General features: G+C 64.7%; 26 protein-coding genes. 14 read left to right on the forward strand and 12 right to left on the reverse strand.

Annotated elements, in window-relative coordinates; genetic code table 11:
* Positions 1-282 precede the first annotated feature (282 nt).
* Both Q2M23_RS13585 and Q2M23_RS13590 read left to right on the forward strand, forming a co-directional pair.
* A complete protein-coding gene (locus tag Q2M23_RS13585) occupies positions 283-1,029 on the forward strand; it encodes a thermonuclease family protein (RefSeq protein ID WP_316395910.1) in 747 nt (248 codons plus the stop codon).
* Positions 1,030-1,101: 72 nt separating this feature from the next.
* Complete coding sequence (locus Q2M23_RS13590; protein WP_076824772.1) at positions 1,102-2,595, forward strand: M48 family metalloprotease; 1,494 nt, start codon at positions 1,102-1,104, stop codon at positions 2,593-2,595.
* A gap of 72 nt (positions 2,596-2,667) precedes the next feature.
* On the opposite strand, the gene Q2M23_RS13595 is transcribed toward Q2M23_RS13590, so the two are convergent.
* Positions 2,668-3,069 (reverse strand): c-type cytochrome, encoded by a 402-nt coding sequence (locus Q2M23_RS13595; protein WP_316395862.1) that lies wholly within the window; start codon positions 3,067-3,069, stop codon positions 2,668-2,670.
* Between the two features lie 192 nt (positions 3,070-3,261).
* On the opposite strand from Q2M23_RS13595, the gene Q2M23_RS13600 reads away from it, so the two are divergent.
* Positions 3,262-4,071, forward strand: coding sequence for a transporter (locus Q2M23_RS13600; protein ID WP_316395863.1), 810 nt, complete (start codon positions 3,262-3,264; stop codon positions 4,069-4,071).
* A gap of 131 nt (positions 4,072-4,202) precedes the next feature.
* On the opposite strand, the gene Q2M23_RS13605 is transcribed toward Q2M23_RS13600, so the two are convergent.
* Positions 4,203-5,492, reverse strand: coding sequence for an MFS transporter (locus Q2M23_RS13605; RefSeq protein WP_057015508.1), 1,290 nt, complete (start codon positions 5,490-5,492; stop codon positions 4,203-4,205).
* A gap of 234 nt (positions 5,493-5,726) precedes the next feature.
* On the opposite strand from Q2M23_RS13605, the gene cyoA reads away from it, so the two are divergent.
* Genes cyoA through Q2M23_RS13640 form a run of 7 tightly spaced genes read left to right on the forward strand, consistent with a single transcriptional unit; the run spans position 5,727 to position 12,650 of the window.
* On the forward strand, positions 5,727-6,893 hold the full coding sequence (gene cyoA / locus Q2M23_RS13610) for a ubiquinol oxidase subunit II (RefSeq protein ID WP_316395864.1): 1,167 nt from the start codon (positions 5,727-5,729) through the stop codon (positions 6,891-6,893).
* 10 nt (positions 6,894-6,903) lie between these two features.
* Positions 6,904-8,907, forward strand: coding sequence for a cytochrome o ubiquinol oxidase subunit I (cyoB, locus tag Q2M23_RS13615; RefSeq protein ID WP_316395865.1), 2,004 nt, complete (start codon positions 6,904-6,906; stop codon positions 8,905-8,907).
* Complete coding sequence (cyoC, locus tag Q2M23_RS13620) at positions 8,904-9,536, forward strand: cytochrome o ubiquinol oxidase subunit III (protein WP_057015511.1); 633 nt, start codon at positions 8,904-8,906, stop codon at positions 9,534-9,536. The genes cyoB and cyoC overlap by 4 nt, the downstream gene beginning before the upstream one ends.
* The gene (gene cyoD, locus Q2M23_RS13625; protein ID WP_316395866.1) at positions 9,533-9,934 is read left to right on the forward strand and encodes a cytochrome o ubiquinol oxidase subunit IV; all 402 of its coding nucleotides are present in this window, start codon (positions 9,533-9,535) and stop codon (positions 9,932-9,934) included. The genes cyoC and cyoD overlap by 4 nt, the downstream gene beginning before the upstream one ends.
* 2 nt (positions 9,935-9,936) lie before the next feature.
* Complete coding sequence (locus Q2M23_RS13630) at positions 9,937-10,767, forward strand: SURF1 family protein (protein WP_410469722.1); 831 nt, start codon at positions 9,937-9,939, stop codon at positions 10,765-10,767.
* Entirely contained in the window at positions 10,739-12,124 is a 1,386-nt protein-coding gene (locus Q2M23_RS13635; RefSeq protein ID WP_316395867.1) for an ATP-binding protein, read from the forward strand. Before Q2M23_RS13630 ends, Q2M23_RS13635 begins: the two co-directional genes overlap by 29 nt.
* On the forward strand, positions 12,114-12,650 hold the full coding sequence (locus Q2M23_RS13640) for a response regulator transcription factor (protein ID WP_057015515.1): 537 nt from the start codon (positions 12,114-12,116) through the stop codon (positions 12,648-12,650). The genes Q2M23_RS13635 and Q2M23_RS13640 overlap by 11 nt, the downstream gene beginning before the upstream one ends.
* 58 nt (positions 12,651-12,708) lie before the next feature.
* Here the strand turns inward: Q2M23_RS13640 and Q2M23_RS13645 are convergent, their stop codons facing one another.
* A complete protein-coding gene (locus Q2M23_RS13645) occupies positions 12,709-13,107 on the reverse strand; it encodes a nuclear transport factor 2 family protein (RefSeq protein WP_253638058.1) in 399 nt (132 codons plus the stop codon).
* Between the two features lie 194 nt (positions 13,108-13,301).
* Between Q2M23_RS13645 and Q2M23_RS13650 the strand changes: the two genes are divergently transcribed.
* Entirely contained in the window at positions 13,302-13,721 is a 420-nt protein-coding gene (locus Q2M23_RS13650) for a hypothetical protein (protein WP_316395868.1), read from the forward strand.
* A gap of 38 nt (positions 13,722-13,759) precedes the next feature.
* Here the strand turns inward: Q2M23_RS13650 and Q2M23_RS13655 are convergent, their stop codons facing one another.
* The 7 genes from Q2M23_RS13655 to Q2M23_RS13685 all read right to left on the reverse strand — a co-directional run bounded on the left by Q2M23_RS13655 (position 13,760) and on the right by Q2M23_RS13685 (position 21,917).
* On the reverse strand, positions 13,760-13,975 hold the full coding sequence (locus Q2M23_RS13655; RefSeq protein ID WP_316395869.1) for a hypothetical protein: 216 nt from the start codon (positions 13,973-13,975) through the stop codon (positions 13,760-13,762).
* An 81-nt stretch (positions 13,976-14,056) separates the two neighbouring features.
* Complete coding sequence (locus Q2M23_RS13660) at positions 14,057-14,611, reverse strand: hypothetical protein (RefSeq protein ID WP_156436051.1); 555 nt, start codon at positions 14,609-14,611, stop codon at positions 14,057-14,059.
* A gap of 310 nt (positions 14,612-14,921) precedes the next feature.
* Positions 14,922-15,728, reverse strand: coding sequence for a CarD family transcriptional regulator (locus Q2M23_RS13665; RefSeq protein ID WP_080686805.1), 807 nt, complete (start codon positions 15,726-15,728; stop codon positions 14,922-14,924).
* 411 nt (positions 15,729-16,139) lie between these two features.
* The gene (fdxA, locus tag Q2M23_RS13670) at positions 16,140-16,478 is read right to left on the reverse strand and encodes a ferredoxin FdxA (RefSeq protein WP_057015519.1); all 339 of its coding nucleotides are present in this window, start codon (positions 16,476-16,478) and stop codon (positions 16,140-16,142) included.
* A gap of 136 nt (positions 16,479-16,614) precedes the next feature.
* Complete coding sequence (locus Q2M23_RS13675) at positions 16,615-16,899, reverse strand: RNA-binding S4 domain-containing protein (protein WP_168858670.1); 285 nt, start codon at positions 16,897-16,899, stop codon at positions 16,615-16,617.
* Positions 16,900-16,929: 30 nt separating this feature from the next.
* Complete coding sequence (locus tag Q2M23_RS13680; protein ID WP_316395870.1) at positions 16,930-20,454, reverse strand: helicase-related protein; 3,525 nt, start codon at positions 20,452-20,454, stop codon at positions 16,930-16,932.
* Between the two features lie 632 nt (positions 20,455-21,086).
* Positions 21,087-21,917, reverse strand: coding sequence for a DUF3108 domain-containing protein (locus Q2M23_RS13685; RefSeq protein ID WP_076824790.1), 831 nt, complete (start codon positions 21,915-21,917; stop codon positions 21,087-21,089).
* A gap of 354 nt (positions 21,918-22,271) precedes the next feature.
* Between Q2M23_RS13685 and rpmB the strand changes: the two genes are divergently transcribed.
* The gene (gene rpmB, locus Q2M23_RS13690) at positions 22,272-22,580 is read left to right on the forward strand and encodes a 50S ribosomal protein L28 (RefSeq protein WP_028341882.1); all 309 of its coding nucleotides are present in this window, start codon (positions 22,272-22,274) and stop codon (positions 22,578-22,580) included.
* 210 nt (positions 22,581-22,790) lie between these two features.
* Here the strand turns inward: rpmB and Q2M23_RS13695 are convergent, their stop codons facing one another.
* Complete coding sequence (locus tag Q2M23_RS13695; protein WP_141341019.1) at positions 22,791-23,072, reverse strand: hypothetical protein; 282 nt, start codon at positions 23,070-23,072, stop codon at positions 22,791-22,793.
* A 378-nt stretch (positions 23,073-23,450) separates the two neighbouring features.
* Here Q2M23_RS13695 and Q2M23_RS13700 point away from each other — a divergent pair, with 378 nt between their 5' ends.
* Both Q2M23_RS13700 and Q2M23_RS13705 read left to right on the forward strand, forming a co-directional pair.
* Positions 23,451-23,678: a hypothetical protein gene (locus Q2M23_RS13700; protein ID WP_028336196.1), complete on the forward strand. Its 228-nt coding sequence runs from the start codon at positions 23,451-23,453 to the stop codon at positions 23,676-23,678.
* A gap of 299 nt (positions 23,679-23,977) precedes the next feature.
* Entirely contained in the window at positions 23,978-25,183 is a 1,206-nt protein-coding gene (locus Q2M23_RS13705; protein WP_253638062.1) for an ABC transporter substrate-binding protein, read from the forward strand.
* A 199-nt stretch (positions 25,184-25,382) separates the two neighbouring features.
* On the opposite strand, the gene Q2M23_RS13710 is transcribed toward Q2M23_RS13705, so the two are convergent.
* Positions 25,383-26,345, reverse strand: a complete 963-nt coding sequence (locus Q2M23_RS13710) for an alpha/beta hydrolase (protein WP_316395871.1) — start codon at positions 26,343-26,345, stop codon at positions 25,383-25,385.
* Between the last annotated feature and the right edge of the window lies 1 nt (position 26,346).

Here is a 26,346-nt window from a genome sequence, read left to right on the forward strand (position 1 = left end):
CAAGGGGTGCTGAAGACGAGTTCGTCCCGCGACAGGCACGCATTGATGTGAAACACCAATTTCGCCTGTGCACGCGATGAGAAGCGCCGCAGAAAAATTGACCACCGAATCAACGATGGCATCCCTCGATGCGATTTCGCTTCGCTTGTGGTGGCTCTGAAGCGATCTTTCCGTCAGACTGTCCTTGTTGGCGACCACGCTCCGAGCGGAGCGCGCCGGAGTGACGAGTGCCGCATGACGCCTTCACGCGATAGAGCATGGCGTCGCCGTCCGTGGGCGGTGATGATGACAGCATGCGTCCTCGCGATCGGCGCGTGCAGCGGACGCGCCGAAGCGGCTGGATGCAATTTCGAGATTCAGGGCGAGGGTCGCGTCGCCGCCATCGTCGATGCGCGCAGCCTGCGGCTCGACGACGCCCGTGAGGTCAAGCTCGCCGGTATCGAGGTGGCCGACAAGGCGAAGACCATCGCTGCACTGACGGCGCTGCTGGTCGGCCGCGAGGTGACGCTGCGCGGACAGGACGACACGCCGGACCGCTATGGCCGGCAGCCGGCCTACGCATTCCTCGAAGGCAGTGAGAAGCCCGTGCAAAGCGAGTTGCTGCGCCAGGGCCTCGCTGTGGCGTCATCCGAGGTCGCCGACAAGGACTGTGCGGCGGCGCTGATGGCGGCCGAGGCCGAGGCCAGGGCCGCCCGATCGGGAACCTGGGCCGAGGCCACCGTCATAAAAAACGCCGAAAGTTCCGCCGATATTTTGACCGGGATCGGGCGTTTTACAGTGGTCGAGGGCAGGGTTTTGTCCGTGCGTCAGGCGGGCGCGACGACCTACCTGAATTTCGGTCGTAACTGGACTCAGGACTTTGCTGCGACTATTTCAAGGCGCATAGTCCCTGCGTTCGAGGCGGCCGGGCTTGCGCCCAAGTCTCTGGAAAATCGTAAGATTCGTGTACGAGGCTGGGTGGAAGCACGACGTGGGGCGCGAATCGAACTGCTCCGGGTGGGGCAGCTTGAAGTGCTCGGCGGGAACTAGAGGCCCAAGGGACTCAAGAGACCCAGGGGCCATGCCCCGGTCTTTTTACGGGACAATTTGTGAGTTTTTGACGTGATTGAGCGCGCAGGACGGCGTGAAGAGGGGACTGGCCGCCGCCTTTTGGCTGCGCCGGCGCTCGTCTGCGCCGCCCTGACGCTGTCGGCCTGCGGCAATGTCGGCCGGTTCGAGCAGGCCGCGCCCACGGCAGCAGCGGCGCCGGTAAAGCCGAACCGCGTGGTACAGCAGACGCCCACGAGCGAACGCGAACATGAGCGCATCCTGTCGTCCTATGGCGGCGCCTACGACGACCCGAAGCTCGAGGCCCTGATCAGCAAGACCGTCGAGCGGCTGGTCGCCGCCTCCGAACGGCCCGACCAGGCCTACAAGGTCACGATCCTCAATTCCGGCGCGGTCAACGCCTTCGCGCTGCCGACCGGCCAGCTCTATGTCACGCGCGGCCTGATTGCGCTCGCCAGCGACACCTCCGAGCTCTCCTCGGTGCTGAGCCACGAGATGGCGCATGTGCTGGCCAAGCACGCGGCGATGCGCGAGGACCAGGCCCGCCAGGCGGCTGTGGTGACGCGCGTCGTCACCGACATGAGCACCGATCCCGATCTCACCGCGCTGGCGCTCGCCAAGACCAAACTGACGATGGCGAGCTTCTCGCGCCAGCAGGAGTTCGAGGCCGACGGCATCGGCGTCGGGATCGCCGCTCGCGCGCATTTCGATCCCTACGGCGCGGCGCGCTTCCTGACCGCGATGGAGCGCAATGCCGCGCTCAAGATCGGCAAGACCGCGCTCGATCCGCGGGCGCAGGACTTCACCTCGTCGCATCCGGCGACGCCCGAGCGCATCAACAACGCGCAGACCACCGCACGGCAATACTCATCGCCCGAGAGCAACGAGCGCGATCGCGAGACCTATCTCGCCGCGATCGACAACATCGTCTATGGCGAGGATCCCAGCGAAGGGTTCGTGCGCGGCCGCCGCTTCCTGCATCCCAAGCTCGGCTTCACCTTCACCGCGCCCGATAATTTCACGCTCGACAACACCGCGCAGGCGGTGATCGGCGTGCGCGAGGGCGGCAGCCAGGCGATGCGCTTCGACGTGGTGCGGGTCCCGGCCGAGCAGTCGCTCGGCGACTACCTGAATTCGGGCTGGATGGAAGGGGTCGAGAAGTCATCGACCGAGGACCTCAACATCAACGGCTTTCCGGCGGCGTCGGCCACCGCCCATGGCGACCAGTGGCAGTTCAAGGTCTATGCGCTGCGCTTCGGCAGCGACGTCTACCGCTTCATCTTCGCCGCCAAGCAGAAGTCCACCGAGAGCGAGCGTAACGCGCGCGAGACCGTCAATTCGTTCCGCCGCCTGACGCTCGACGAGATCCAGGCCGCGCGCCCGCTGCGCATCAAGGTCATTAACGTGCAGCCCGGCGACACCGTGGAATCGCTGTCGCACCGCATGTCCGGCGTCGATCACCCGGCCGAGCGCTTCCGCGTGCTCAACGGCCTCGACGCCCATGCCCAGGTCAAGCCGCGCGACCGCGTCAAGATCGTGGTGGATTGAGGCCGCGAGGCGTCGTGCTCGCGCCTCACCACCGCTGTCGTCCCGGCGAAGGCCGGGACGACAGGCTACATTCTACTTCGCCTTCTCCTTGAGGAAGGCAATGATGTCGGCGCGATCCTTCGGGTCCTGAACCTCGTAGAACATCTTGGTGCCCGGAACCATCGTGTCCGGACCGGTGAGCCATTTGTCGAGATTCTCCTCGGTCCACACGATCTTCGAGTTCTTCAGCGCCGGCGAGTAGTCGTAGCCTGCGACGGAGCCGGCTAGGCGGCCGACGACACCCTTGTGCATCGGGCCGACGTCGTTCTTGTCGATCGAGTGGCAATCGCCGCAGCCCTGGTACAGCTTGGCGCCGCGCGCCGCATCTCCCGCGGCACGGGCGCTGTTCAGGGCGAGCAGAATCGCGATGGCCGCCATCGCGGCAATTTTGGCTTGCCGCGGCGCCAGCACGCCTGCGATCGAACGAATGCTCATTCCCGGGGCTCTCCTGTTTGCCACCACAACAGGAGCAGGCATGCCGCGATTCTATTCCCTGGAATGCCGCGCGCTCGCGCGACCGGCGACTGACGAAGATTTTTGAGCCGACCGGGAATTTCCCCGCGCGCCGCCGATCTCTATCGAAAGCTGCCACCTCCGCAGCGGCGCCGGGCTATTGGAGCATCCCCAGTGTTTCAGAATCGGTTCGGCGCCGTCGCTCGACTTGCCGAACTCGGGTGCGTGCTTGCTGCGCTCACACTCGCAGCAGCCACCGCCGCGCGCGCGGACGGCTGTCCCAAGCCGGGCGACGAAATCGCGACCGACCGGCCCGACGTCACCAATTCGAGTATCGTCGTGCCGGTCGGGAGCCTGCAGAACGAGAACGGCATCAACCTGACCGGCCGGAGCAGTGGCCGCAGCATCGACGGCAGCAACAGCCGCTGGCGGCTCGGGATTGCGCCCTGCCTCGAGGTGCTGATCGACCTGCCGAGCTATGTCGGCACCGTGAAATCGCCCGGCGCGTCGGGCTTTTCCGACGTCGCGCCTGCCATCAAATGGCAGATCAGTCCGCCGCCGGGGAAGATCGACCTCTCGATCACGGCCGGCGTCGCGCTGCCGACGGGCGCTGCCGAAATCGCCGGTCGCGGCGCGCAGCCCTACATCCAGTTGCCGTGGTCATGGGAGTTGCATGACGGCTGGGGCGTCAGCGGCATGTTCACGGAATTCTTCCGCCCTGCCGAGCTGACCGGCCGGCACATGTCGGAAGCGACCTTCGTGATCGAGAAGAAGCTGACCGAGCGGATCAGTGTGTTCACCGAATATGTCGGCGACTATCCCGACGGTGCGCGGCCGACCCAGCTCATCAACTCCGGCGGCCTGTACCAGATCACGCCGACCCAGCAGGTCGACTTCCATGTCGCGTTCGGACTCAGCCGCAACTCGCCGAACTACATCGTCGGCCTGGGGTACTCGTTCCGCGTCGACGGATTGTTCCGCTAGCCCACCTCCCCTTGAAAAGGGGAGGTCGCTTTGCTCGCCAGAGCAAAGCGGGTGGGGATCTGCTCTCTCCGCTTGCAGCGGAGCCTGTGGCTGATCCCAACCTTCCCCCTTTCAGGGGGAAGGAGAAGAGTTCAACCCTCGGCTTCGCGCAATCCGCTCAGCCACAGCGCCAGCAGCGTCCACACCGCGCCCGACAACAGGTACGCACCGGCCGAGATCAAGCCGAAATGCGTCGCCAGCAGCAGCGCCGCGAGCGGCGCAAAGCCGGCACCGAACAGCCAGGCTAAATCCGAGGTCAGTGCCGAGGCCGTGTAGCGATAGTTGCGCGCGAAGCTCGAGGCGATCGCGCCCGACGACTGGCCGAACGACAGGCCGAGCAGCACGAAGCCGAGCACCATGTACACCGTTTCGCCAAACGCGCCGGCATCGAGCAGCTGCGGGGCAAAGCCGCTATAGACCGCGATCGCGACCGCAGACCCGAGCAGCAGCGGCTTGCGCCCGACGCGGTCGGCGATCATGCCGGAGGCGATGATCGCGACGACGCCGACCATGGCGCCGATCATCTCGATGATCAGGAAGCGCACCGGGCTTTCCTTGGTGAACAGGAACACCCAGGACAGCGGAAACACCGTGACCATGTGGAACAGCGCAAAGCTCGCCAGCGGCGCAAAGGCGCCGAGCAGGATGTTGCGGCCCTCCTGCGCGATGGTCTCGCCGACCCGCGCCGGCTCGAGATCGCGGCTTTCGAACAGCTCGGAATATTCATCCGTCGCCACCATGCGCAGCCGCGCGAACAGCGCCACCACGTTGATCGCGAAGGCGACGAAGAACGGATAGCGCCAGCCCCAGTCGAAGAAATCATCCGCCGAGAGGTTGCCGGCGAAGAAGGCGAACAGCGCGCTGGCCACGATCAGCCCGAGCGGCGCGCCGAGCTGCGGCACCATCGCGTACCAGCCGCGGCGATGCGCCGGCGAATTCATCGCCAGCAGCGAGGCAAGGCCGTCCCAGGCGCCGCCCCAGGCGATACCCTGCAGCACGCGCGCGGCGGCCAACAGCCAGATCGCCGCGACGCCGATCGTGTCGTAGCCGGGCAGAAACGCGAGCGCCACCGTGGCGGTGCCGAGCAGGAACAGCGCGATGACGAGCTTGGCGCCCTTGCCGTGGCGGCGGTCGACCGCCATGAAGATGACGGTGCCGAGTGGCCGCGCGGCGAAGGCCAGCGCGAAGATGCCGAATGAATAGAGCGTGCCGGTCAGTTCATTGACGAACGGGAACACCAGCTTCGGGAACACGATGACCGAGGCGATCGCATAGACGAAGAAATCGAAGAATTCCGACGTGCGTCCGATGATGACGCCGATGGCGATTTCGCCGGGTTTCGCCTGCCCGTGACCTGATGCGGTCGGGGTGCCGTGAGCCATTGCTGGGGCTTGTGCCATCGCCGGAGAACCGTCCTTTGGAGCACGATCAAACCGGTTTTCCGAACAGACCGTGCTCAAACAAGAAAGTGAGGCCACGGGCAGATTGCCACGCGGTCCCCCTCACCTTCTGACCCTTCATCCCGCAGTGCAACATTGGACAAATTGTCCAATGTGAACTTTGCTGCATCGCAGCTACCCCTTGGCGGAACTCATAAAATTCAAGTGGGGTGAGCCGTGCGCGCCTTGAAATTATTGGCCTTATTGCCGTTCGCGGCGCTCCTTGGCGGGTGCGATTTCGTCGTCCTGGCGCCTGCCGGCGACATCGCCGCCCAGCAGCGCGACCTCGTCGTCATCTCGACCGTGCTGATGCTCATCATCGTGCTTCCGGTGATGGCGCTGACCGTGTTCTTCGCCTGGCGCTACCGCCAGTCCAACACCGCGGCCCCCTACGAGCCGGAGTGGGATCACTCCACCCAGCTCGAGCTCGTGATCTGGTCGGCGCCGCTGCTGATCATCATCTGCCTGGGTGCGCTGACCTGGATGGGCACCCATCTGCTCGATCCCTACCGCTCGCTCGGCCGCATCGCCGCCGACAAGCCGATCGAGAGCAAGGACGCCCCGCTCAATGTCGAGGTGGTCGCGCTCGACTGGAAGTGGCTGTTCATCTACCCGGATTACGGCGTCGCCGCCGTCAACGAGCTCGCAGCTCCAGTCGACCGCCCGATCCGCTTCCGCATCACGGCGTCCTCCGTGATGAACTCGTTCTATATCCCCGCGCTCGCCGGCCAGATCTACGCCATGCCCGGCATGGAGACCAAGCTGCACGCGGTCGCCAACAAGGAAGGCACCTATCGCGGCTTCTCGGCCAATTACAGCGGCGCCGGCTTCTCCGGCATGCACTTCGACTTCAAGAGCCTGTCTGGCGCCGATTTCGACAAGTGGATCGCCACCGCCAAGACCAGCGCCAATATGCTCGGCCGCACCGACTATCTGCAGCTCGAGCGTCCGAGCCAGAACGATCCGGTCCGGCTCTACCGCTCGGTCGACCGCGATCTCTACAAGGCGGTCCTCAACATGTGCGTCGAGCCCGGCAAGATGTGCATGAGCGAGATGATGGCGATCGACGCCAAGGGCGGCCTCGGCCGCGAAGGCTTCAACAACACGCTGCCGCTGACCTACGACAAATACGCCCGCCGCGGCGCGCCGCTCGGCTCCGAGCCGACCTTCGTCGCCGGCATCTGTTCGATGGACGAGATCAAGGACGCGCCGTCACACGAGGTCACCGCGCCGCTCGACCTGACGCCGCTGCGCGGCTTCGGGCTGAAGCGCCCGCCGCTCTCGCCCGCGCACCCCTCGTCGACATCCTTGCTGCTCGGTCAGCGTCCGAAATCAGAGTCCTGAGGAGGACCGCATGAATCCCGATCTCGTCAAGATGATCTTCGGTCGCCTCAATCTGGAGGCGCTGCCGATCCACGAGCCGATCCTGGTCGGCACCTTCGCGGTGGTGGCGACCGGCGGCCTCGCGCTGTTTGCGATCGTCACCTATTTCCGGCTCTGGACCTATCTGTGGCGCGAGTGGTTCACCACCGTGGACCACAAGCGCATCGGCATCATGTACATGATCCTCGGCATCGTGATGCTGCTGCGCGGCTTCGCGGACGCGCTGATGATGCGGCTGCAGCAGGCGATCGCCTTTGGTGGCTCCGACGGTTACCTCCCGGCCCATCATTACGACCAGATCTTCACCGCACACGGCGTGATCATGATCTTCTTCGTGGCGATGCCGCTGGTCACCGGCCTGATGAACTACGTGGTGCCGCTGCAGATCGGTGCTCGCGACGTCTCCTTCCCGTTCCTCAACAATTTCAGCTTCTGGATGACGGTCGGCGGCGCCGTGCTGGTGATGATGTCGCTGTTCGTCGGCGAATTCGCCCGCACCGGCTGGCTCGCCTACCCGCCGCTGTCGAACATCGGCTACAGTCCCGATGTCGGCGTCGACTATTACATATGGGGACTACAGGTCGCCGGCGTCGGCACGACGCTATCGGGCATCAACCTGATCTGCACCATCGTCAAGCTGCGCGCGCCGGGCATGACGATGATGAAGATGCCGGTGTTCACCTGGACCTCGCTCTGCACCAACGTCCTGATCGTCGCCTCCTTCCCGGTGCTGACGGCGGTGCTGGCGCTGCTGTCGCTCGACCGTTACGTCGGCACCAACTTCTTCACGAACGACTTCGGCGGCAACCCGATGATGTACGTGAACCTGATCTGGATCTGGGGCCACCCCGAGGTCTACATCCTGGTGCTGCCGGCGTTCGGCATCTTCTCCGAGGTGACCGCGACATTCTCCGGCAAGCGGCTGTTCGGCTACACCTCGATGGTCTACGCCACCGTCGTCATCACCATCCTGTCCTACCTGGTCTGGCTGCACCACTTCTTCACGATGGGCTCCGGCGCCAGCGTGAACTCGTTCTTCGGCATCACCACCATGATCATCTCGATCCCGACGGGCGCGAAGATGTTCAACTGGCTGTTCACGATGTATCGCGGCCGCATCCGCTTCGAGCTGCCGATGATGTGGACGGTGGCATTCATGCTGACCTTCGTGATCGGCGGCATGACCGGCGTGCTGCTGGCGGTGCCGCCGGCCGATTTCGTGCTGCATAACAGCCTGTTCCTGATCGCGCATTTCCACAACGTGATCATCGGCGGCGTGCTGTTCGGCCTGTTCGCCGGCATCAACTACTGGTTCCCGAAGGCGTTCGGCTTCAGGCTCGATCCGTTCTGGGGCAAGCTGTCGTTCTGGTTCTGGGTCTCGGGCTTCTACTTCGCCTTCATGCCGCTCTATGTGCTCGGCCTGATGGGCGTGACCCGAAGGCTCCGCGTGTTCGACGATCCCTCCTTGCAGATCTGGTTCATCATCGCGGGCTTCGGCGCGTTCCTGATCCTGCTCGGCATCGTCGCGATGCTGGTGCAGTTCGCGGTCAGCATTCTGCGCCGCGAGCAACTGAAGGACACCACCGGCGATCCCTGGAACGCGCGGACGCTGGAATGGGCGACCTCGTCGCCGCCGCCGGACTACAACTTCGCCTTCACGCCCGTGGTCTACGACAACGACGCCTGGTGGGACATGAAGCGCCGCGGCTACAGGCGCCCGCTGACCGGCTTCAAGCCGATCCACATGCCGTCCAACACCGGCACCGGCATCATCCTCGCCGGCCTCGCGACGGTAATGGGGTTCGGCCTGATCTGGTACATCTGGTGGCTCGCCGCCGTCAGCTTCGTTGCGCTGCTCGCGGTCGCGATCGGCCACACCTTCAACTATCACCGCAACTTCCACATCCCGACGGATGAGGTGGTGCGGACTGAAGACGCGCGAACACGCGTGCTCGCCGCGGGAGCCCAGACATGAGCGTAGCAACAACCGTCTCCACCCAGGACTCCGAGCCGATCTTTCACGTTGTGGACGAGCACGATCATCCGGAAGGCGCCAGCACCATGCTGGGCTTCTGGATCTACCTGATGAGCGATTGCCTCATCTTCGCGATGCTGTTTGCGACCTATGGCGTGCTCGGCGGCAACTATGCCGCTGGCCCATCGCCGAAGGACCTGTTCGACCTCAAGCTGGTCGCGCTCAACACCACGATGCTGCTGCTCTCCTCGATCACCTATGGCTTCGCCATGCTGACGATGGAGAAATCGAGGATCGGCGCGACGCAAGCCTGGCTCGCCATCACCGGGCTGTTCGGCCTCGCCTTCCTCGGCATCGAGCTCACCGAGTTCGCGCATATGATCCACGAGGGCGCGACGCCCCAGCGCAGCGCCTTCCTGTCGTCATTCTTCACCCTGGTCGGCACCCACGGCCTGCACGTCACCTTCGGCCTCGTCTGGCTGGTGACGCTGATGGTGCAGACCGCGCGCTTCGGCCTCATCGAAGCCAACCGGCGCCGGCTGATGTGCCTCTCGATGTTCTGGCACTTCCTCGACGTGGTCTGGATCGGCGTCTTCACCTTCGTCTATCTCCTGGGAATGCTGCGATGACAACAAAAGCTCACGCCAAAGCTCATACGCTCGAAGCCAATGCCAGCCACGGACATGGCGATCACGGCGGCGCGGCTCACGGCTCGCTGCAGAGCTATCTGATCGGCTTCGGTCTCTCCGTCGTCCTCACCGCGGTGCCGTTCTGGCTGGTGATGACCGACGCCATCGCCGACAAGCAGGTCACCGCGCTGATCGTGCTGGTGCTCGCCGCGGTGCAGATCGTCGTGCACATGGTGTACTTCCTGCACATGAACACGCGGTCCGAGAACGGCTGGACCATGATGGCGATGATCTTCACCGTGATCATGGTGGTGATCGCGCTGACCGGCTCGCTGTGGGTCATGCATCATCTCAATGTCAACATGATGCCGCTGCACGACATGAGCCAGATGCCGTGATCATGCGGTCTGCCAGACCATCGCTTGTGCTGCTCACGCTCGGCATGCTGGGCGTGGTGCTGCCGAGCGCGCTCGGTATCTGGCAGATCGAACGCCGGACCTGGAAGCTGGCGCTGATCGAGCGGGTCGAGCAGCGCATGCATGCCGCGCCGGTCGCGCCGCCGCCCCCATCGTCATGGCCGGCGGTCACGGCCGCGAGCGATGAATACCGCCGCGTCACCCTACGCGGCACGTTCCTCAACGCCGACGAAACGCTGGTGCAGGCCGTCACGGCCGAAGGTCCCGGCTTCTGGGTACTGACCCCGCTGCAAGCCGCCGACGGAACCACCGTGCTGGTCAACCGCGGCTTTGTTCCCGCTGATAAGCGCGATCCCGCGACACGGCGCGATGGCGAGCCGCAGGGCGCCGTCAGCGTCACCGGACTGCTGCGGATGTCGGAGCCGAAGGGCGGCTTCCTGCGCAGCAACGATGCTTCGGCCGGCCGCTGGTATTCCCGCGACGTTGCCGCCATCGCCGCCGCGCACGGATTGTCGCATGTAGCCCCCTTCTTCATCGACGCCGATGCGACGCCAAATCCGGGCGGCTACCCAATCGGCGGGCTCACTATCGTGCGGTTTCCGAACAACCACCTGATTTACGCGCTGACATGGTTCGCGCTGGCCCTTATGCTGGCGGGCGCGCTCCTGCGCGTCATCAGCGGCAGGAGCTGCGCCGGCGCCTCCGATCCAAGGTGGGGCTCACGGCGCGCCGCAGTGCGCCGCCTGATCGGCGCAGCCCGCAATCTGTCTCGCGACACAGGCCCAGATGCTCGAGCGCACATCGGATCTGCATGACGACAAGGCCGCGAACGGCGCGGCGGTGATGCCGTCCGCCGCGGGCGCGGCTGCCGGCATGCCGTTCGATCTCGCCGCGCCCGCCGACATCGCGACCAATCGCAAGAACATGGCCCTCCTGGTCCAGCTGCGCTGGATCGCCGTGATCGGCCAGATCGCCACCATCGGCTTCGTGCAGTTCTGGATGGGTGTCGCGCTGCCGCTGCTGCCCTTGGCGGCCGTGATCTCCGGGCTGGTGGCACTCAATGTCGTCAGCCTGCTGTGGCTGCGCTACCGCGCCGACATCAACAATCGCGAGCTGCTGGTCGCGCTGGCGCTCGACGTCGCGGCGCTGACCGCCCTGCTCTATCTCAGCGGCGGCGCCACCAACCCGTTCACCTCGCTCTATCTGCTGCAGGTGACGCTTGGCGCGGTGCTGCTCGACGCGCCCTCGACCTGGTCGCTGGTGGCGCTGGTCTGCATGAACTTCGCCTGGCTGACCAGCTATTACCGGCCGCTGGAGCTGCCGCAGCAAGGCTTCGCCGATGCCTTCAACCTCTATATCGCCGGCACCTTCATCGGCCTCGTGCTCGATGCCGTGCTGCTCGTGGTGTTCATGACCCGGATCAACCGCAATCTGCGCGATCGCGACCTGCGCCTCGCGGCGCTGCGCCAGCACGCCGCCGAGCAGGATCACATCGTCCGGATCGGCCTCCTGGCCTCCGGCGCCGCGCATGAGCTCGGCACGCCGCTCGCCTCGCTCTCGGTCATCCTCGGCGACTGGCGCCGGATGCCCGCGCTCGCCTCCGACCCTGAAATGTCGCAGGACCTCGGCGAGATGGAGATCTCGGTGCAGCGCTGCAAGTCGATCGTGACGGGCATCCTGCTCTCGGCGGGCGAAGCCCGCGGCGAAGGCTCCTCGCCGACCACGGTCACGGCGTTCCTGACGGCATTGGTGGAGGAATGGCGGACGACGCGGCCGTCGGCCACGCTGTATTTCCGCAACGCCTTCGGCGCTGATCTCGCGATCGTATCCGACATCGCGCTCAAGCAGGCGATCTTCAACGTGCTCGACAACGCCGCCGAGGTGTCGCGCGACTGGATCGAGCTGACCGCCGAGCGCAATGCCGACACGCTGGTGCTGTCGGTGACCGATCGCGGCCCGGGCTTCTCGCGCGAGATGCTGGCGCATATCGGCAAGCCGTATCAATCGACCAAGGGCAGCCCCGGCAGCGGCCTCGGCCTGTTCCTGGTGGTCAACGTGGTGCGCAAGCTGGGCGGCGTGGTGACGGCGCGCAACCGGCCGGACATCGGCGCCGCGGTCAGGCTCGAGCTGCCGCTCTCGACGCTCGCGATCGGAGACCATCTTGACGGATGAACGCCAGCTCCTGATCGTCGAGGACGATGCGGGTTTCGCCCGCACATTGAAGCGCTCGTTCGAGCGCCGCGGCTATGATGTGGCGGTGTCGGCCTCGCTCGACGAGGTCCGCCAGCTGCTCGAGCAGCAATCGCCCGGCTATGCGGTGGTCGACCTGAAGCTCGCCGGCGGTGCATCGGGCCTTGCCTGCGTCGAGGCGTTGCACACGCATGATCCTGAGATGCTGATCGTCGTGCTGACCGGCTTTGCCAGCATCGCGACGGCGGTCGAGGCGATCAAGCTCGGCGCCTGCCACTATCTGGCCAAGCCGTCAAACACCGACGACATCGAGGCCGCGTTCCTTAAAGCGCAGGGCAATGCCGCCATCGAGGTCGGTGCGCGGCCGACGTCGATCAAGACGCTGGAATGGGAGCGCATCCACCAGACCCTGATGGAGACCGACTTCAACATCTCGGAAGCCGCCCGCCGACTCGGCATGCACCGCCGGACATTGGCGCGCAAGCTCGAGAAGCAGCGGGTGAAGTAGGCGATAGAGGCGGATGACGCCGACGACATCCGCGCATGCGCGCCTGCCTCTTGCTTTGTCACGACATCGCGGCAACATCCGCCGCAGTGTCAATGTACTCCTGAAAGCGGACCGCCTTCCCGTCACGGTACTTGAAAACGTGGGCCCATTCGTTCGTTACAGTCTTGCCTGTTTTCTTTGCCCGCGCCGTGAGTGTACCCAGGACCACGACGGTGTCGCCCTGCTCAATCATCTCACGCGGCGCGAACTCGCTGAATTCCAGATTCTCGCCAACCTGGACGAAGAAGTTTGCAATCTGCTGCTTTCCCTTGAAGGTCCCGGCCCAAGGCAGTTTGTCCTGGGGACCCGGGGTTATCCACGTGCAGTCGTCATCGATCAGATCCCTCATGAGCGTCGGAATGTCACCACGTTGAAAGGCCTCATAACCCTTCCTGGTTGCCTCAACATTGGATGCCATCGAATTTCTCCTCGCTGCAAATTGATGGGGTCAGTTTAATGTCGATCAAATAACGGCAGGGCGGTCAGCATAGCACGCCGCGCTCCGGTTGCCGTCGTCATCCATGAAGCAAGACAAGACGATACTGGTCAGGATCGTTTACGTAGCTTCGAGCGTCATTGCGGCTCGCTTCGCTGCCAGTGTAAAGCGACGGCATGAGTAATGCCGACAAGCTCTTCCAACCCGACCCTGACAATGCCGACCATGCGGCCATGATCGCGGCGGCGATCCGCTGCATCGACGATTTCACCGACCGCTTCAACGCTCGCGATCTCGCCGGCATGGACGCGCTGCTGCACTTCCCGCACGTCATCCTGTCCGGCGAGCAGCTCGTGATCTGGGATGGCCCGGGCCAGCTGCCGCCGTCGTTCTTCAACGATCTGGCGCGCACCACAGGATGGACGAAGAGCACCTATCAGTGCAAGGAGCCGGTGCTGGTCGGGCCGCGCAAGGTGCATCTGCTGGTCGAATACAGCCGCGACCGCGCCGACGGATCGATTGCCAGCCGTCACCGCAATCTATGGATCGTGACCTCCGAGAACCGCCGCTGGGGCATCAAGCAGCGCTCGTATTGAGCACGCGGCGCGGCAGCATCAACGGCGTAGCCGACGGGCTACCGCCGAGCCAGGAAGACCCCCAGCAAGAATGCAACGGCCAGCGATTGAAGCGGAGCCGCCATGGTCGCTTCACTCAAGTGATGCAGCCACCGATCTTGTTCCGGCAAAGGTTCGAATACGCCGCGCTCAGCCATCTGACGGATCGCCTCTGACGCCTGCTCTATGCGTTGTTCAGGACTGGCAGTTGAAGCAATGGAGTTTTCGTTAGCCATCAGACGAACGGGCCTTCTGTATCAGCACTAACGTCCCTCGATTGCGGACTGTTCCTCGGCTCCTTCACTAAAGCGATGCGCTCAGTCATTCCTGAAGAAATTCGCGAACGGACGCGGCGGGGAGTCATCGTCTTCAGACGCCATGATCGGCACTTCGTGGCGTCGCGCCTGCTCCAAGAGCACCGGAGCTTCGCGGCGTTGCTCGCCTTGTTCGATGCGCCGCTGTTGACGCCTCGCCTGCTCGGTCGCGACGCGCTTCGCCTTGCGTTCGGCGTAGCGCTTACGCCGCTCCTTTTCTGCAATGTCAGATTTTCTCGTGTCCACCACGTCCGCCTGCTTCTCGACAGGCGCTTGTACGTCCTTGACCGGCTCCAGTGGCGGCTGCGGCGGTGAGGCTGCGTCTGGCGTGGCGGGCTCTCGTTGGGTGGCAGGCTGCGGTGGCTGCGCAGCTTCTGCCGTGGATGGCAGGATAACGCGCGCTGGTTCCGCGGGCGCTGGCGAAGAGACGCGCGCGGGGGCGCCGGCAGAATCCTTAAGCGCCGAATTCGCCATGAACAGTCCACCACCGAACCCAGCGCCTAGGATAATAAAAGTTGTTCCAACGCCTGCGAAAAAAATGCCTGCCTTTGATGTCATGGTCCGCTCTCCTCATTGGCGAGCGAACGCGCGAAAGTTACCGGCGTTCCGTTTCGGGATAAGTCGGCAACGAGTGCCGCTGGTCCAAGAGTCCAGCGGCGCGGACAGTTTGGAATATCGATCTGCCCGGGCGAAGATCGCGGTCGGGGGCTGCAACTTGCGGAGAGCCTGCACCCTCACCCGGATTGCATTTGCCATGCAATCCGACCTCTCCCACAAGGGGAGAGGTAAGCGTGCCCCACGGACACGCCGCCAAAGCAAAAAGCCCGGTCTTGCGACCGGGCTTTTGTTTTCAATCCGTCGAACCCTTTCAGGCGGCTTCGTCCTCGACGGCGGTATCGTCGCCATCGGTATCGGCATCCTCGCCGTCGGCATCACCCTCGCCTTCACCCTCGGCTTCTGCCTTGGCGCCGCGGCGCGGGCTCTTGGCGAGCTGGCCTTCGATCTCCTTGATCGCCTCGGTCTCGGTCGAGTGCTGCACGACCGCGATCTCGCGCGACAGGCGGTCGAGCGCCGCTTCATAGAGCTGGCGTTCGCTATAGGACTGCTCGGGCTGCGATTCCGAACGATAGAGGTCGCGGACCACCTCGGCGATCGCGACGATGTCGCCCGAGTTGATCTTCGCTTCATATTCCTGGGCGCGGCGCGACCACATGGTGCGCTTGACGCGGGCACGGCCCTTCAGCGTCTCCAGCGCCTTCTTGACCAGCGCCGGCTCCGACAGCTTGCGCATGCCGACATTGGCGACCTTCGCCGTCGGGACGCGGAGCGTCATCTTGTCCTTCATGAAATTGATCACGAACAGCTCGAGCTTGGCGCCCGCGATCTCCTGCTCCTCGATCGCCAGGATCTGGCCGACGCCGTGAGCGGGATAGACCACGAATTCATTGGCCTTGAAGCCCTGACGCTGCGTCACGACCTTCTTCGGCTCCTCGACGCGCGGCGCGGCGGCCGGCTTGGCGGCAGCCTTCGGAGCAGCGGCGGGGACGGCAGCCTTCGGGGCGGCCGGCTTCGGCGCAGCAGCCGTCTTGGTCGCGGCAGGCTTGGGGGCGACCTTGGCAGCAGCGGGCTTCGCAGCTGCCGCTTTCGCGGCAGTCTTGGCAGTCTTTTCTGGCATCACGCTTCTTTTGTTCTTTGAGGACTTTGCAGCCGCCGCCTTCTTGGCCCCCTTCACGGACGCCTTGGCACGGCCCTTGGTTGCGCTGCGAGCAACGACAGCGGCTTTTTTCGTCGTCTTTGAAGCACTCTTTTTACGCGTTTTCTGTGACACAGCCTGCGCGCGGAAACTGCCACGCCCCTGTTCGAGTTTGCGGGAACCTCGAAGCCACAAGGTACGCATGGCAGGGGGTTCTTGGCCTGTAATGTGTCAGATATAGCACATTTTCCGCAAAAATCAATGGTTTACGCCCGATTCCGGGCATAACAGGGGCCGTTCAGGTCATATGTCCGTCATTAGGGTTAAATCGGCGGCCGAACGGAGGGCCGCGGCGGAGCAGAGCCCGACCTTACCACGGTATTCCCCAGCGAATCAGTCGCCGCTGCCGGGATTCGGAGAAAAATATTTATCGAACTTGCCTTCCTTGCCTTCCCACTCCTTGGCGTCTTCCGGCGAGTCCTTCTTCTGGGTGATGTTCGGCCAGCTCTTGGCGTAGTCGCGGTTGACCTCGAGCCACTTTTCCAGGCCCGGCTCGGTGTCCGGCTTGATGGCGTCCGCCGGGCATTCCGGCTCGCACACGCCGCAATCGATGCATTCGTCGGGATGGATGACCAGCATGTTCTCGCCCTCGTAGAAGCAATCGACGGGGCAGACCTCGACGCAGTCGGTATATTTGCACTTGATGCAGGCTTCAGTGACGACGTAGGTCATCCAAAACTCCGGAACGATCGATTTTTCTGGGGTTGCGTAGCGCAGGAATACCGGGGCCGCAAGGGAAGCGGCCCTCGAAAAACGCCAGTATTCTCACGCTCCTGCCACCCAAATTGAGATAGCAAGCGCTAGATAACTACTCCTTACCGGCCTGCAAATTGCCGGCCTGCAAATCCTCGTACAGCACCCGCGCCGCGTTGGCATCGCCGCGCCGCTCGGCAAAGCCGATCACCTTGAGCACGCGGACGCTGTTGTCGAGCGCGACGGTGACGACGTCGCCCGCCTTCACCGCATGGCCCGGCGATTTCTCACGCGCGCCGTTGATCCGGACATGCCCCGATACGACGAGTTCAGCGGCACTGGTGCGGGCCTTCACCAGGCGCGCATGCCACAGCCATTTGTCGAGGCGCTGTCGATCCAAACTAGACCAAGCGTTAAACTAAGGGTTGGACTATTCCTTCCGGCCTGCGAGCTGCTCTTTCAGGGCAGCGAGCTTGGCGAATGGCGAATTCGGATCGATCGGCCGGTCGCGCTCGCGCGGCGCGCTCGAGGCGTAGGGCCGATGCGACGGGCCGCCCTCGCGCTTGTCGCGGCCGCCCTTGCCGAAATCGCGGCCGCCGCGGTCACGATCGCCGCGCTCGCCCTTGCGGTCGCCGCCAAACTTGTTGTCGCGGCGACGCTCATTGTCGCGATCGCGACCCTTGCCTTCGAAGCGTTCGCGGCGCTGGCCCTTGTCGTCCCTGTTGTCGCGGGCCTGCGCGCCCTCGGCGGGCGCCGCAGCCGGATCCGCGGGCGCGCCTGGACGCGGCGCGCGGAAATCCTGGTGACGGCGCGGACGGCGATGCTGTTCGCGCTTGCTGTCGCCCTCGCCGCCGCCTTCAGCGGCCTGCGCGCCCTCGGCGGGCTTGCCCTGGTGACGGCCGCGGTTGCGATCGTGGCCGCGATGATGCGGACGGCGCTCGTCGGAGCGGCCGCCGGGACGCCAGACTTCGACCAGCTGCGGCTCGGCCGGCGTCTCCGCGGCGGCGGCTTCATTCGGTGCTGCCTCGGCACTCGCGGTCTCCGCGGCCGCCTCAGTGGCGGTCTCGGAGGGTGTCTCTGCAGTGGCTTCCACGGCAGGCGCGGGCTCGGATACTTCCGAAGCGGGCGCCTCAGCAGCGGGCTCTTCGGCGACCGCGGCGGGCTCCGCGGCAACTTCTGCCACGGGCTCGGGCTTGGTCTCGACGACGACCGGCGTAGCCTCGCTGGACACCACCTCGGCAAAGCCGACATCGGGCAGCAGCGCGGCCGACGGTGCGGGATCGCCCGACACCGGCTGATCCGGGGCAGCCTCGGGCGCTTCGGCCACAACCTCGGCGGTGGCACCGACCGGCGCATCCACGGCGGCCTCAGAGGTGGCCTCGACCGGCGGCGTCTCGGCGGCGACCGTCTCGGTGGTCCCGGCCACGGTCTCCGTGGTCTCGGCGACGGCCTCGGTGGCCTCGGCCGGCGCGGCCTCGACGGGCTTCGGCGGCAGCGGCGGACGGCGGTCCATGCGGTAGCCGAGCGCGCGCAGGATCGAGGCAAAATCCTCGCCTGCGGAGCCGGTCAGCGAGGTCATCGCCTGCGTCACGACAAAGCCGCGGCCGTCGAACGCACCCGCAGGCTTCTCGCCCGGCGAGGTCTCGCGCCAGGCCAAAGCGGGGCGGATCAGGTCGGCGAGCCGCTCCAGGATGTCGACGCGCACCGCGCGCTCGCCGCACTGGCGATAGCCGAGTACGCGATAGGCATCGCGCGGCAACGCCTTGTCGACCGGGAACGAGGTGCGGCCGCTGGAGGCGAGATGCTGCACATTCGACAATGCCGCCATGTCGGCATTGCTCTGCTTCTCGGCCCACAGCAGCGAGGCCAGCGAGCGTGCCGCGGGCTTCAAGAGCTGCGGGAAATAGATGTGGTAGGCGCCGAACCGCACGCCGTATTTGCGCAGGGCCGCGCGCGAGGGTTGGTCGAGATCCTTCATCTCGGCCGCGATCTTCGCGCGTTCGAGCACGCCGAGCGCCTCGACCAGCTGGAAGGCGATGCCGCGGGCGATGCCCTGCAGATCCTCGGCCTTGGACAGTTCGAACAGCGGCCCGAGCAGCTTTTCGATATGCGTCTTGAGCCAGAGGTCGAGCCGGGTCTGCACCGCTTCGCGCGAGGCGCCGGTCAGCCGCTCGTCGGAGATGATGCGCAGCCGCGGATGCAGCGCGTCCTCGGCGGCCACCAGCTTGGCGACCGCATCGCCGGTCCAGCGGATGGTGCCGTCGGAGGTCAGCACGAACTGCTCGTCGGGGGCGGCGCCCAGCTTCTCGGCGCGCGCATCGATCTCGCGCGCCAGCACCTGCTGGGCGGCGGCTTGCAGCGCCTTGGCGTCGCTGCCGGCCTCGGCCGCATCAGGTGCGAAGGTGAAACCATCGAGCCGGCCGATCACGTGGCCTTCCACGATCACTTCACCGGTCTTGCCAATTTCCGTATTCAAAACTGAGTTCTCCCGCAGGCGGCGCATCAATACACTGGTCCGCCTGTCAACGAAACGCTCCGTGAGCCGTTCATGCAGCGCATCGGATAATTTATTTTCGAGCTCGCGCGTGATCCCCTGCCAGTGGTCCGGGTCGTAGAGCCAGTCCGGCCGGTTGGCAACAAAGGTCCAGGTCCTGATCTGCGCGATCCGGCCCGATAGCGTGTCGATATCGCCGTCGGTCCGGTTGGCCTGGTCGACCTGGGCGGCAAACCATGCGTCAGGGATACGCCCCTTTTGCATCAGGAAGCCATACAGCGTGGTCACGAGTTCGGCATGGGCGGCCGGCGACAGCTTCCGGTAGTCCGGAACCTGGCAGGCCTCCCACAGCCGCTCCACCGCGGCCGCCCCATGCGCGAGATTGCGCACCTCGGCGTCGCGCGCAACATGCTCGAGCACGCGCAGGTCCTCGGCCACCGGGGCCCGCGTCAGTGCCTCATGATTGGGCGACAGCGCCAGCGACACCTGCAACGCGCCGAGCGAGGCGAAGTCCAACTTCGCGTTGCGCCATTGCAGCACCTTGACGGCATCGAAGGTGTGGTTCTGCAGCGCGTTGACGAGCTCCGGCTCGAACGGCGCGCAGCGCCCGGTGGTGCCGAAGGTGCCGTTACGCGTCGCGCGCCCGGCGCGGCCCGCGATCTGCGCGAATTCGACCGGCGTCAGGCGGCGGAACTGATAGCCGTCATACTTGCGGTCGGAGGCGAAGGCGACGTGATCGACGTCGAGATTGAGCCCCATGCCGACCGCGTCGGTGGCGACGAGATAATCTACGTCGCCGTTCTGGAACATCGCGACCTGGGCATTGCGCGTGCGTGGCGAGAGCGAGCCCAGCACCACGGCCGCGCCGCCATGCTGGCGGCGGATCAATTCGGCGATCGCGTAGACTTCGTCGGCGGAGAACGCGACGATTGCCGTTCTGCGCGGCTGCCGCGTGATCTTGCGGTCGCCGGCGAATTCGAGTTGCGAGAGCCGCGGCCGCGTGATGATCGAGGCACCCGGCAACAGCCGCTCGATCATCGGCCGCATGGTCGCCGCGCCCAGCAGCAGCGTCTCGTCGCGGCCGCGGCGGTTGAGGATGCGATCGGTGAACACATGCCCGCGCTCGAGATCGGCCGCGATCTGGATCTCGTCGACCGCGAGAAAGGATACATCGAGATCGCGCGGCATCGCTTCCACGGTCGAGACCCAGAAGCGCGGCGCCTTCGGCTTGATCTTCTCCTCGCCCGTGACCAGCGCGACGTTATCGACGCCGGCACGATCCGCGATCTTGTTGTAGACCTCGCGCGCCAAGAGCCGCAGCGGCAGCCCGATCAGGCCCGACGAATGCGCCAGCATACGCTCGATGGCCAGATGCGTCTTGCCGGTGTTGGTCGGCCCGAGCACCGCGGTGACGCCTGCACCGGGCACGCGGTCATTTCCGAACGAAGTTGAGAAAACCATATTTTGCAGGTGTTTCTTGAATTGTTGGGGCGCTCTCTGATCCGTCATCCCCGGTACAACGGCGAATTCGCCGTTGTACCTATGAGCAGCGCGTCAGCGCGTCTCGAAGGATGCACGGCCGAGATCGACCCGTTTGCGGCGATCTTGATGAGACAGCAGGGCCGTCGCCCTTCGAGAGGGCCGCTGCACGGCCTCCTCAGGGTGACGGTGAGGGATTGACGCTCTGGTCTTCACTCCTTCACGCGTCCTTTTCACAAAATCTGTCTCACAATGCGACGCTTTCCGCGCCTACCTTAAGCTCTGGAACGACTCTAGAACGAATCGCGGCCGAATCGCTGACTCGATTTGGGACCTGATACGTTCACCGCAACATCTCGGGTAGGCTGACGGCGGCGGCACTAGATCAAGTTTGAGAGGGCTCCACAAGCACAGGATATGCGGACTGAATTCCTTAAGTTCCAGGGGCTGGCGAGTCGAATCAGAAGCGGACAAGAGTCAACTGGATTCCGGTGACATTTGTTGCTGGTCCGCGCCTACCTCTGTCTGTCATTCCGGGGCGCGCGTAGCGCGAACCCGGAATCTCGAGATTCCGGGTTCGATGCTGCCGCATCGCCCCGGAATGACGGTGCGACTTACTGCGTCTTCGCCACGCGCGGCGGCGCGGCCGTGGTGACGAACGAGGTGGCTTCCAGCATGGCCTGGCCGAGCGGGGTCGGGATCGTCATGCGGAACGGCACCAGAAGGCGGGTGCCGGCGATCGGCACGAAGGCGATCTCGATGTTGCGCTGGGCGGCGAGATATTTGATCACCGGGCGATCCGGGATGTAGCCCGAGATCGGCACGAAATAGAGCGCGCAGACCAGCGCCGGGCCATGATAGCCGCGCTCGGCCTTGACGATCTCGACCCGCTTGAAATCGAGCTTGAGGTCGTAGCGCATGCGGCCGTCAAAGATGCCGGCGCCGCTGCGGCAAATATCCGGGCTCATCAATTCGGCATTGCCGGGCGCGCGCAGGAACGAGCCGGTCATCGGATCGAACACGTTCTTCTTCTGTGCATCGGTCACCGGCAGGCGGTCGGGATCGACCGGCGGCTCCGGCTCGATCGCGGATTCCTTGATGCCGCCATTGGCCAGCACCATCCGGATCGTCTCCGACTTCTTCGAGGTGGTGGTGGTCGCGGTGTAGGAGGTGGCGGCCAGCGCGCCGTTGACGACGCGGCCCTGCGAGGCGCCCGCGCCAGAGCCGCCGGAAAACGCTTTCAGAAGGCCCGCGGTGCCGCCTTGGGCCGAGGCCGAGAAGCTGTCGTCGCCGACTTCGATGGTCCAACTGCCCTTGCCGACCGGGATACCGGCGAGCGTCGCCTCATACTGGGCGTCAAGCCGCCCCTGCGCGCTGGCGCGCTCGGCGCAGAACAGCAGCAATGCGCCCGCGCACAGGCCGAGCAGCCGGCCGAGCGGGGGCAAAATGGCAATGGCGGTGGTCACTTAACCTACCTGACGGTCCTGCTATCGGCGCTCTATCCGTTGTCCATTTCGGCGTTCAATTCGGCCGGACAACCCGCGCATCTCTTATGGAACCTAGACTTGCAGCCGAATACGCCCTTTATATGGTTGCCATATGAGCCGTTAAGTGGCTGGAACGGCTTATGAACCGGCATTCTCCGGTACCGCCATGCGGCGATATAATCTTGACGCTCGGGTATTCTCCCCCTATACACCCGCAGTTCCTGGAAAATGGACGCGAATTCAAAACCCCCGCGCGGGCCGTGTGATTGCACGCCTGGCAGAGAGGCGGGGATGCAATAAGGATTTTGTAAGATGTCCCGGCGCTGCGAACTGACGGCCAAGGGCCCCCAGACGGGCCACAAGGTGAGCCACTCGAACATCAAGACCAAGCGGCGCTTCCTGCCGAACCTGGCCAACATCACCTTCATCTCCGAAGCGCTCGGCCGCAACGTGCGCCTGCGCGTCTCGACCAATGCGCTGAAGAGCGTCGACCACAATGGCGGCCTCGACGCCTATCTGCTCAAGGCCAAGGCCGACGTGCTCTCGCCCCGCGCCCTCGACCTGAAGCGCGCGATCGAGAAGAAGGTCGGCAAGCCGGCCCCGGTGAAGAAGGCGAGCTGAGCGAGACTGCGAGAGCGGAATTCGCGGTGAGTTTTGAACGGCCGGGTCGGATGACCCGGCCGTTTTTGCTTGGCCAACAAACTGGCTACCGAGATGGTCGCTCTGGTTGCATGCGTCGCACATTCATGCGTGAACGCTGGACCAATTTGGGAAGGGGACACGCGGGCTCTCGTGTCAAGCGACGCATCAGTGCATTTCGTCGACTTGGTATCAAAGCAATAGAATTGAAATGAGACCGCGATCGAGGCCCGACGGCGAAGTGGAATCTTCTTTGCGCAATGACGACCGAAGTAAAATCATCCATTGCTCTGCGTAAGGAGAGATGGATTGCTTCGTCGCTTCGCCAAGGCTTCGGCGGACAAGTCGTCGCTTCGCTTCTCGCAATGACGGCGTCACCATGGGTTGCGACAGTTCGCTGACAGCTGCTGCCAATGACAGCGGTGTCATCTCCTCCATCACGCGCACATCACACGAATCTTCTGCTTGATCCATCGAGAGCGCGTGAAGAAACGCTTAACGCGCGCGCCCGACCCACAAAGAAAGCCTATAAATAAAGGCAAAAGCGGCTTCTCGCGTGGGCTTGTCGCGCCGCAGCCTTGGCGAAGGCGGGCGTTAATCACAACCTCACGCGATCAATCACGAGCGCATGAGGCGCATGCAAAACGCCACGATCTCTTCCAGATATTAGTGTGCAAACAAGCCGTCCGACACGAATGCGATTCGACGCGGTACGCCGCATCGTCTCGAAGACCGTGAGAGACATCACGGCCAGCACAACTGATTGTGAGGCATGTGCGCCGCACTCTTGGGAAGAAGCCTGGCCGTTCCTATGTCACGTCCAAAGAACGACCCCGATAAAGGAATTGCTCGATGCAAGTTCGCGCAGCCGATCCGCGCGGAAGACTGGTGCCTGCGATTGCAACCGCCGCCGTGGCGGTGCTCGCCACGGCCGCCCTCGTCATCCTCGAATTCAACCCGCCCCGCAATGTGCAGGCCGCGGCCGAGCCCGGCATGATCACCTCTGCCGCCGCCAGCAGAGCCGGCGCCACCGTGCTGCCGACCGATCCGGTCACGACCGGCAGCGTGCGGGTGCGCTGAGGCGCGACTCTCTCATCATCGTCGTCCCGGCCGAGTGCGCAATTGCGCACGGGGGCGAGGACCCATTATCACTAAAGTTTGCCGTTACGCGGAATGTTGCCCCAGCGTCGCTCCAAATAAGCAGTTGGGGTAATGGGTCCCGGCCTTCGCCGGGACGACGCTGGTGGTTACACCGTGCCGCTATAGCACCAGCCGCATTTTCGCATCCCTGCCCCGGCGTCTCACCACAAGCCCAACGTGCGGCCGCTCACGTAAGCTCTCCCTCGCGAACAAAACAAAAAGCCACAGGGAGGCTCACGATGATCTGGAAGGCCATTGCGGCAACAGTCGCGCTTGCGCTCGCGACACAGGTTCACGCCGCCGAAAAGAAATATGGCACGGGCGCCAGCGACACCGAGATCAAACTCGGACAGACCTCGCCATTCTCCGGCGCGGCGTCGGCCTACAGCGTGATCGCGAAGACGCAGGCCGCCTACTTCAGGATGATCAACGACCAGGGCGGCGTGAACGGGCGCAAGATCAACCTGATCACGCTCGACGACGGCTACTCGCCGCCGAAGACGGTGGAGCAGACCCGCAAGCTCGTCGAGCAGGAGGAGGTCGCCGCGATCCTCAATCCGCTGGGCACGCCGACCGGCCTGGCCGTGCGCAAATATCTCAACGACAAGAAGGTGCCGCAGCTGTTCGTCGGCGCCGGCGCCACGTTGTGGGGCGACTACGCGCATTATCCGTGGACGATCGGCTTCCAGCCGTCGTACCAGGCCGAGACCGCGGTCTACGCCAAGTATGTCCTGACCAACAAGCCGGACGCCAAGATCGCGCTGTTCTACCAGAACGACGACGCCGGCAAGGATTACGGCAACGGCTTCAAGAAGGGGCTCGGGCCGGAGAACACCGCGAAGATGGTGGTGGCGGAAACGACCTATGAATCGACCGATCCGACGGTCGACAGCCAGATCGTGAAGCTGAAATCATCCGGCGCCAACGTGCTGTTCATGCACGCGATCCCCAAGCAGGCGGCGCAGGCGATCAAGAAGATCGGCGAGATCGGCTGGAAGCCCGACCTGTTCTTCCTCGCGGCGACCTCGACCTCGGTGTCCTCGGTGCTGAAGCCGGCCGGCTTCGAATATTCCAGGGACATCATCTCGTCCTACTCGCTGAAGGATCCGAACGATCCGCAGTGGAAGTCGGATCCGGACGTGATCGCGTGGCAGGACTTCATGAAGAAGTATTTTCCGGACGGCAATCTGCAGGACCAGCTGATCGTCTACGGCTATGTGGTGGCGGAGGCGACGGTGCAGGTGCTGAAGCAGTGCGGCGACGACCTCACCCATGAGAACATCATGAAGCAGGCCGCCAATCTCGACGTCGCGCTGCCGATGTTCCTGCCCGGCATCAAGGTGAAGACCTCGCCGACCGACTACTTCCCGGTCGAAGCGATGCGGCTGCAGAAGTTCAACGGCGAGACCTGGCAGCTGTTCGGCGACACGATCGGGAATGATTGAGGGGTTGTTGAACGCAAATCCATCCACGTCGTCGTCCCGGCGAAGGCCGGGACCCATTACCCCGACTGGATGGAGTGGCGCGACGCTGGGGCCGCAGCCCGCTGCAACAACAGGCTGCGGTGGTTATGGGTCCCGGCCTCCGCCGGGACGACGAGGAGGTTAGAGTCCGTTCGCAAACAAAGGCCGGGACGACGGGAGCTTAGACGCCCCGCTCCAGCAACGCCCGAAAATCCGCCCGCGCGCGCTGCGCCTCGGCGCGTGCGGCCTCCGAGGCGTCGCCGAGACCAAAATAGCCGTGAATCAGCCCCTCGCCGGAATGATAGGTCACCGGCACGCCGGCCGCCTGCAACGCCTCGGCGTAGGCATGGCCCTCGTCGCGCAGCGGGTCGAACCAGGCTGTGGTGACGACCGCCGGTGCCACACCCGCAAGGCTCTTCGCGCGCAGCGGCGAGACGCGCCAGTCGGCGCCCTCGGCCTTGTCGGCGAGATAGTGCCCGCAGAACCACTGCATCGTCGCCCGGGTCAGGAAGTAGCCGTCCGCATTCTCGGCGCGCGACGGAAATTTGGCGTTCTCGGCGGCATCGGCAAAATTGCCGACGACATCGGTGACGGGATAGACCAGCAATTGCCCGGCGAGCCTGATGCCGGCGTCGCGGCAGGCGAGCGCTGACGTGGCGGCGAGATTGCCGCCGGCGGAATCGCCGGCGACGCCGACGCGGGAAAGGTCGCCGCCGAATTCGTCGATCCGCGCGACCACGTCGCGGATCGCGGCGAACGCATCCTCGAACGCGCCGGGAAAGCGGGTTTCCGGCGGGCGGCGGTAATCGACCGAGATCACGACCGCGCCGGTGTCGATCACGAGGTTGCGGGCCTGGCGATCATGCGTCTCGAGATCGCCGGCGACCCAGCCGCCGCCGTGGAAAAAGATCACGGTCGGCGCCGTGCCGCGGCCGCTCCGATAGAGCCGCGCGCCGAGCTTGCCGGCGGCGCCAGCGACCTCGATATCGCGGGCCACGTCGACCGGCGGCGGCGGCACCGCCTTGCGCGCCTCGGCCAGCGCCCGCAGCGAATCGCGACAGCTCTGCGGCGTCATGGTTTCGGGATCGCGCAGCGGCAGCAGCGGGATGATCTTCTCAATGACGGGATCGAGCGGAAGCGGCATG

It is taken from the genome of Bradyrhizobium sp. 33ap4, from assembly GCF_032654765.1.
Taxonomy (GTDB): Bacteria; Pseudomonadota; Alphaproteobacteria; order Rhizobiales; family Xanthobacteraceae; genus Bradyrhizobium; species Bradyrhizobium australafricanum.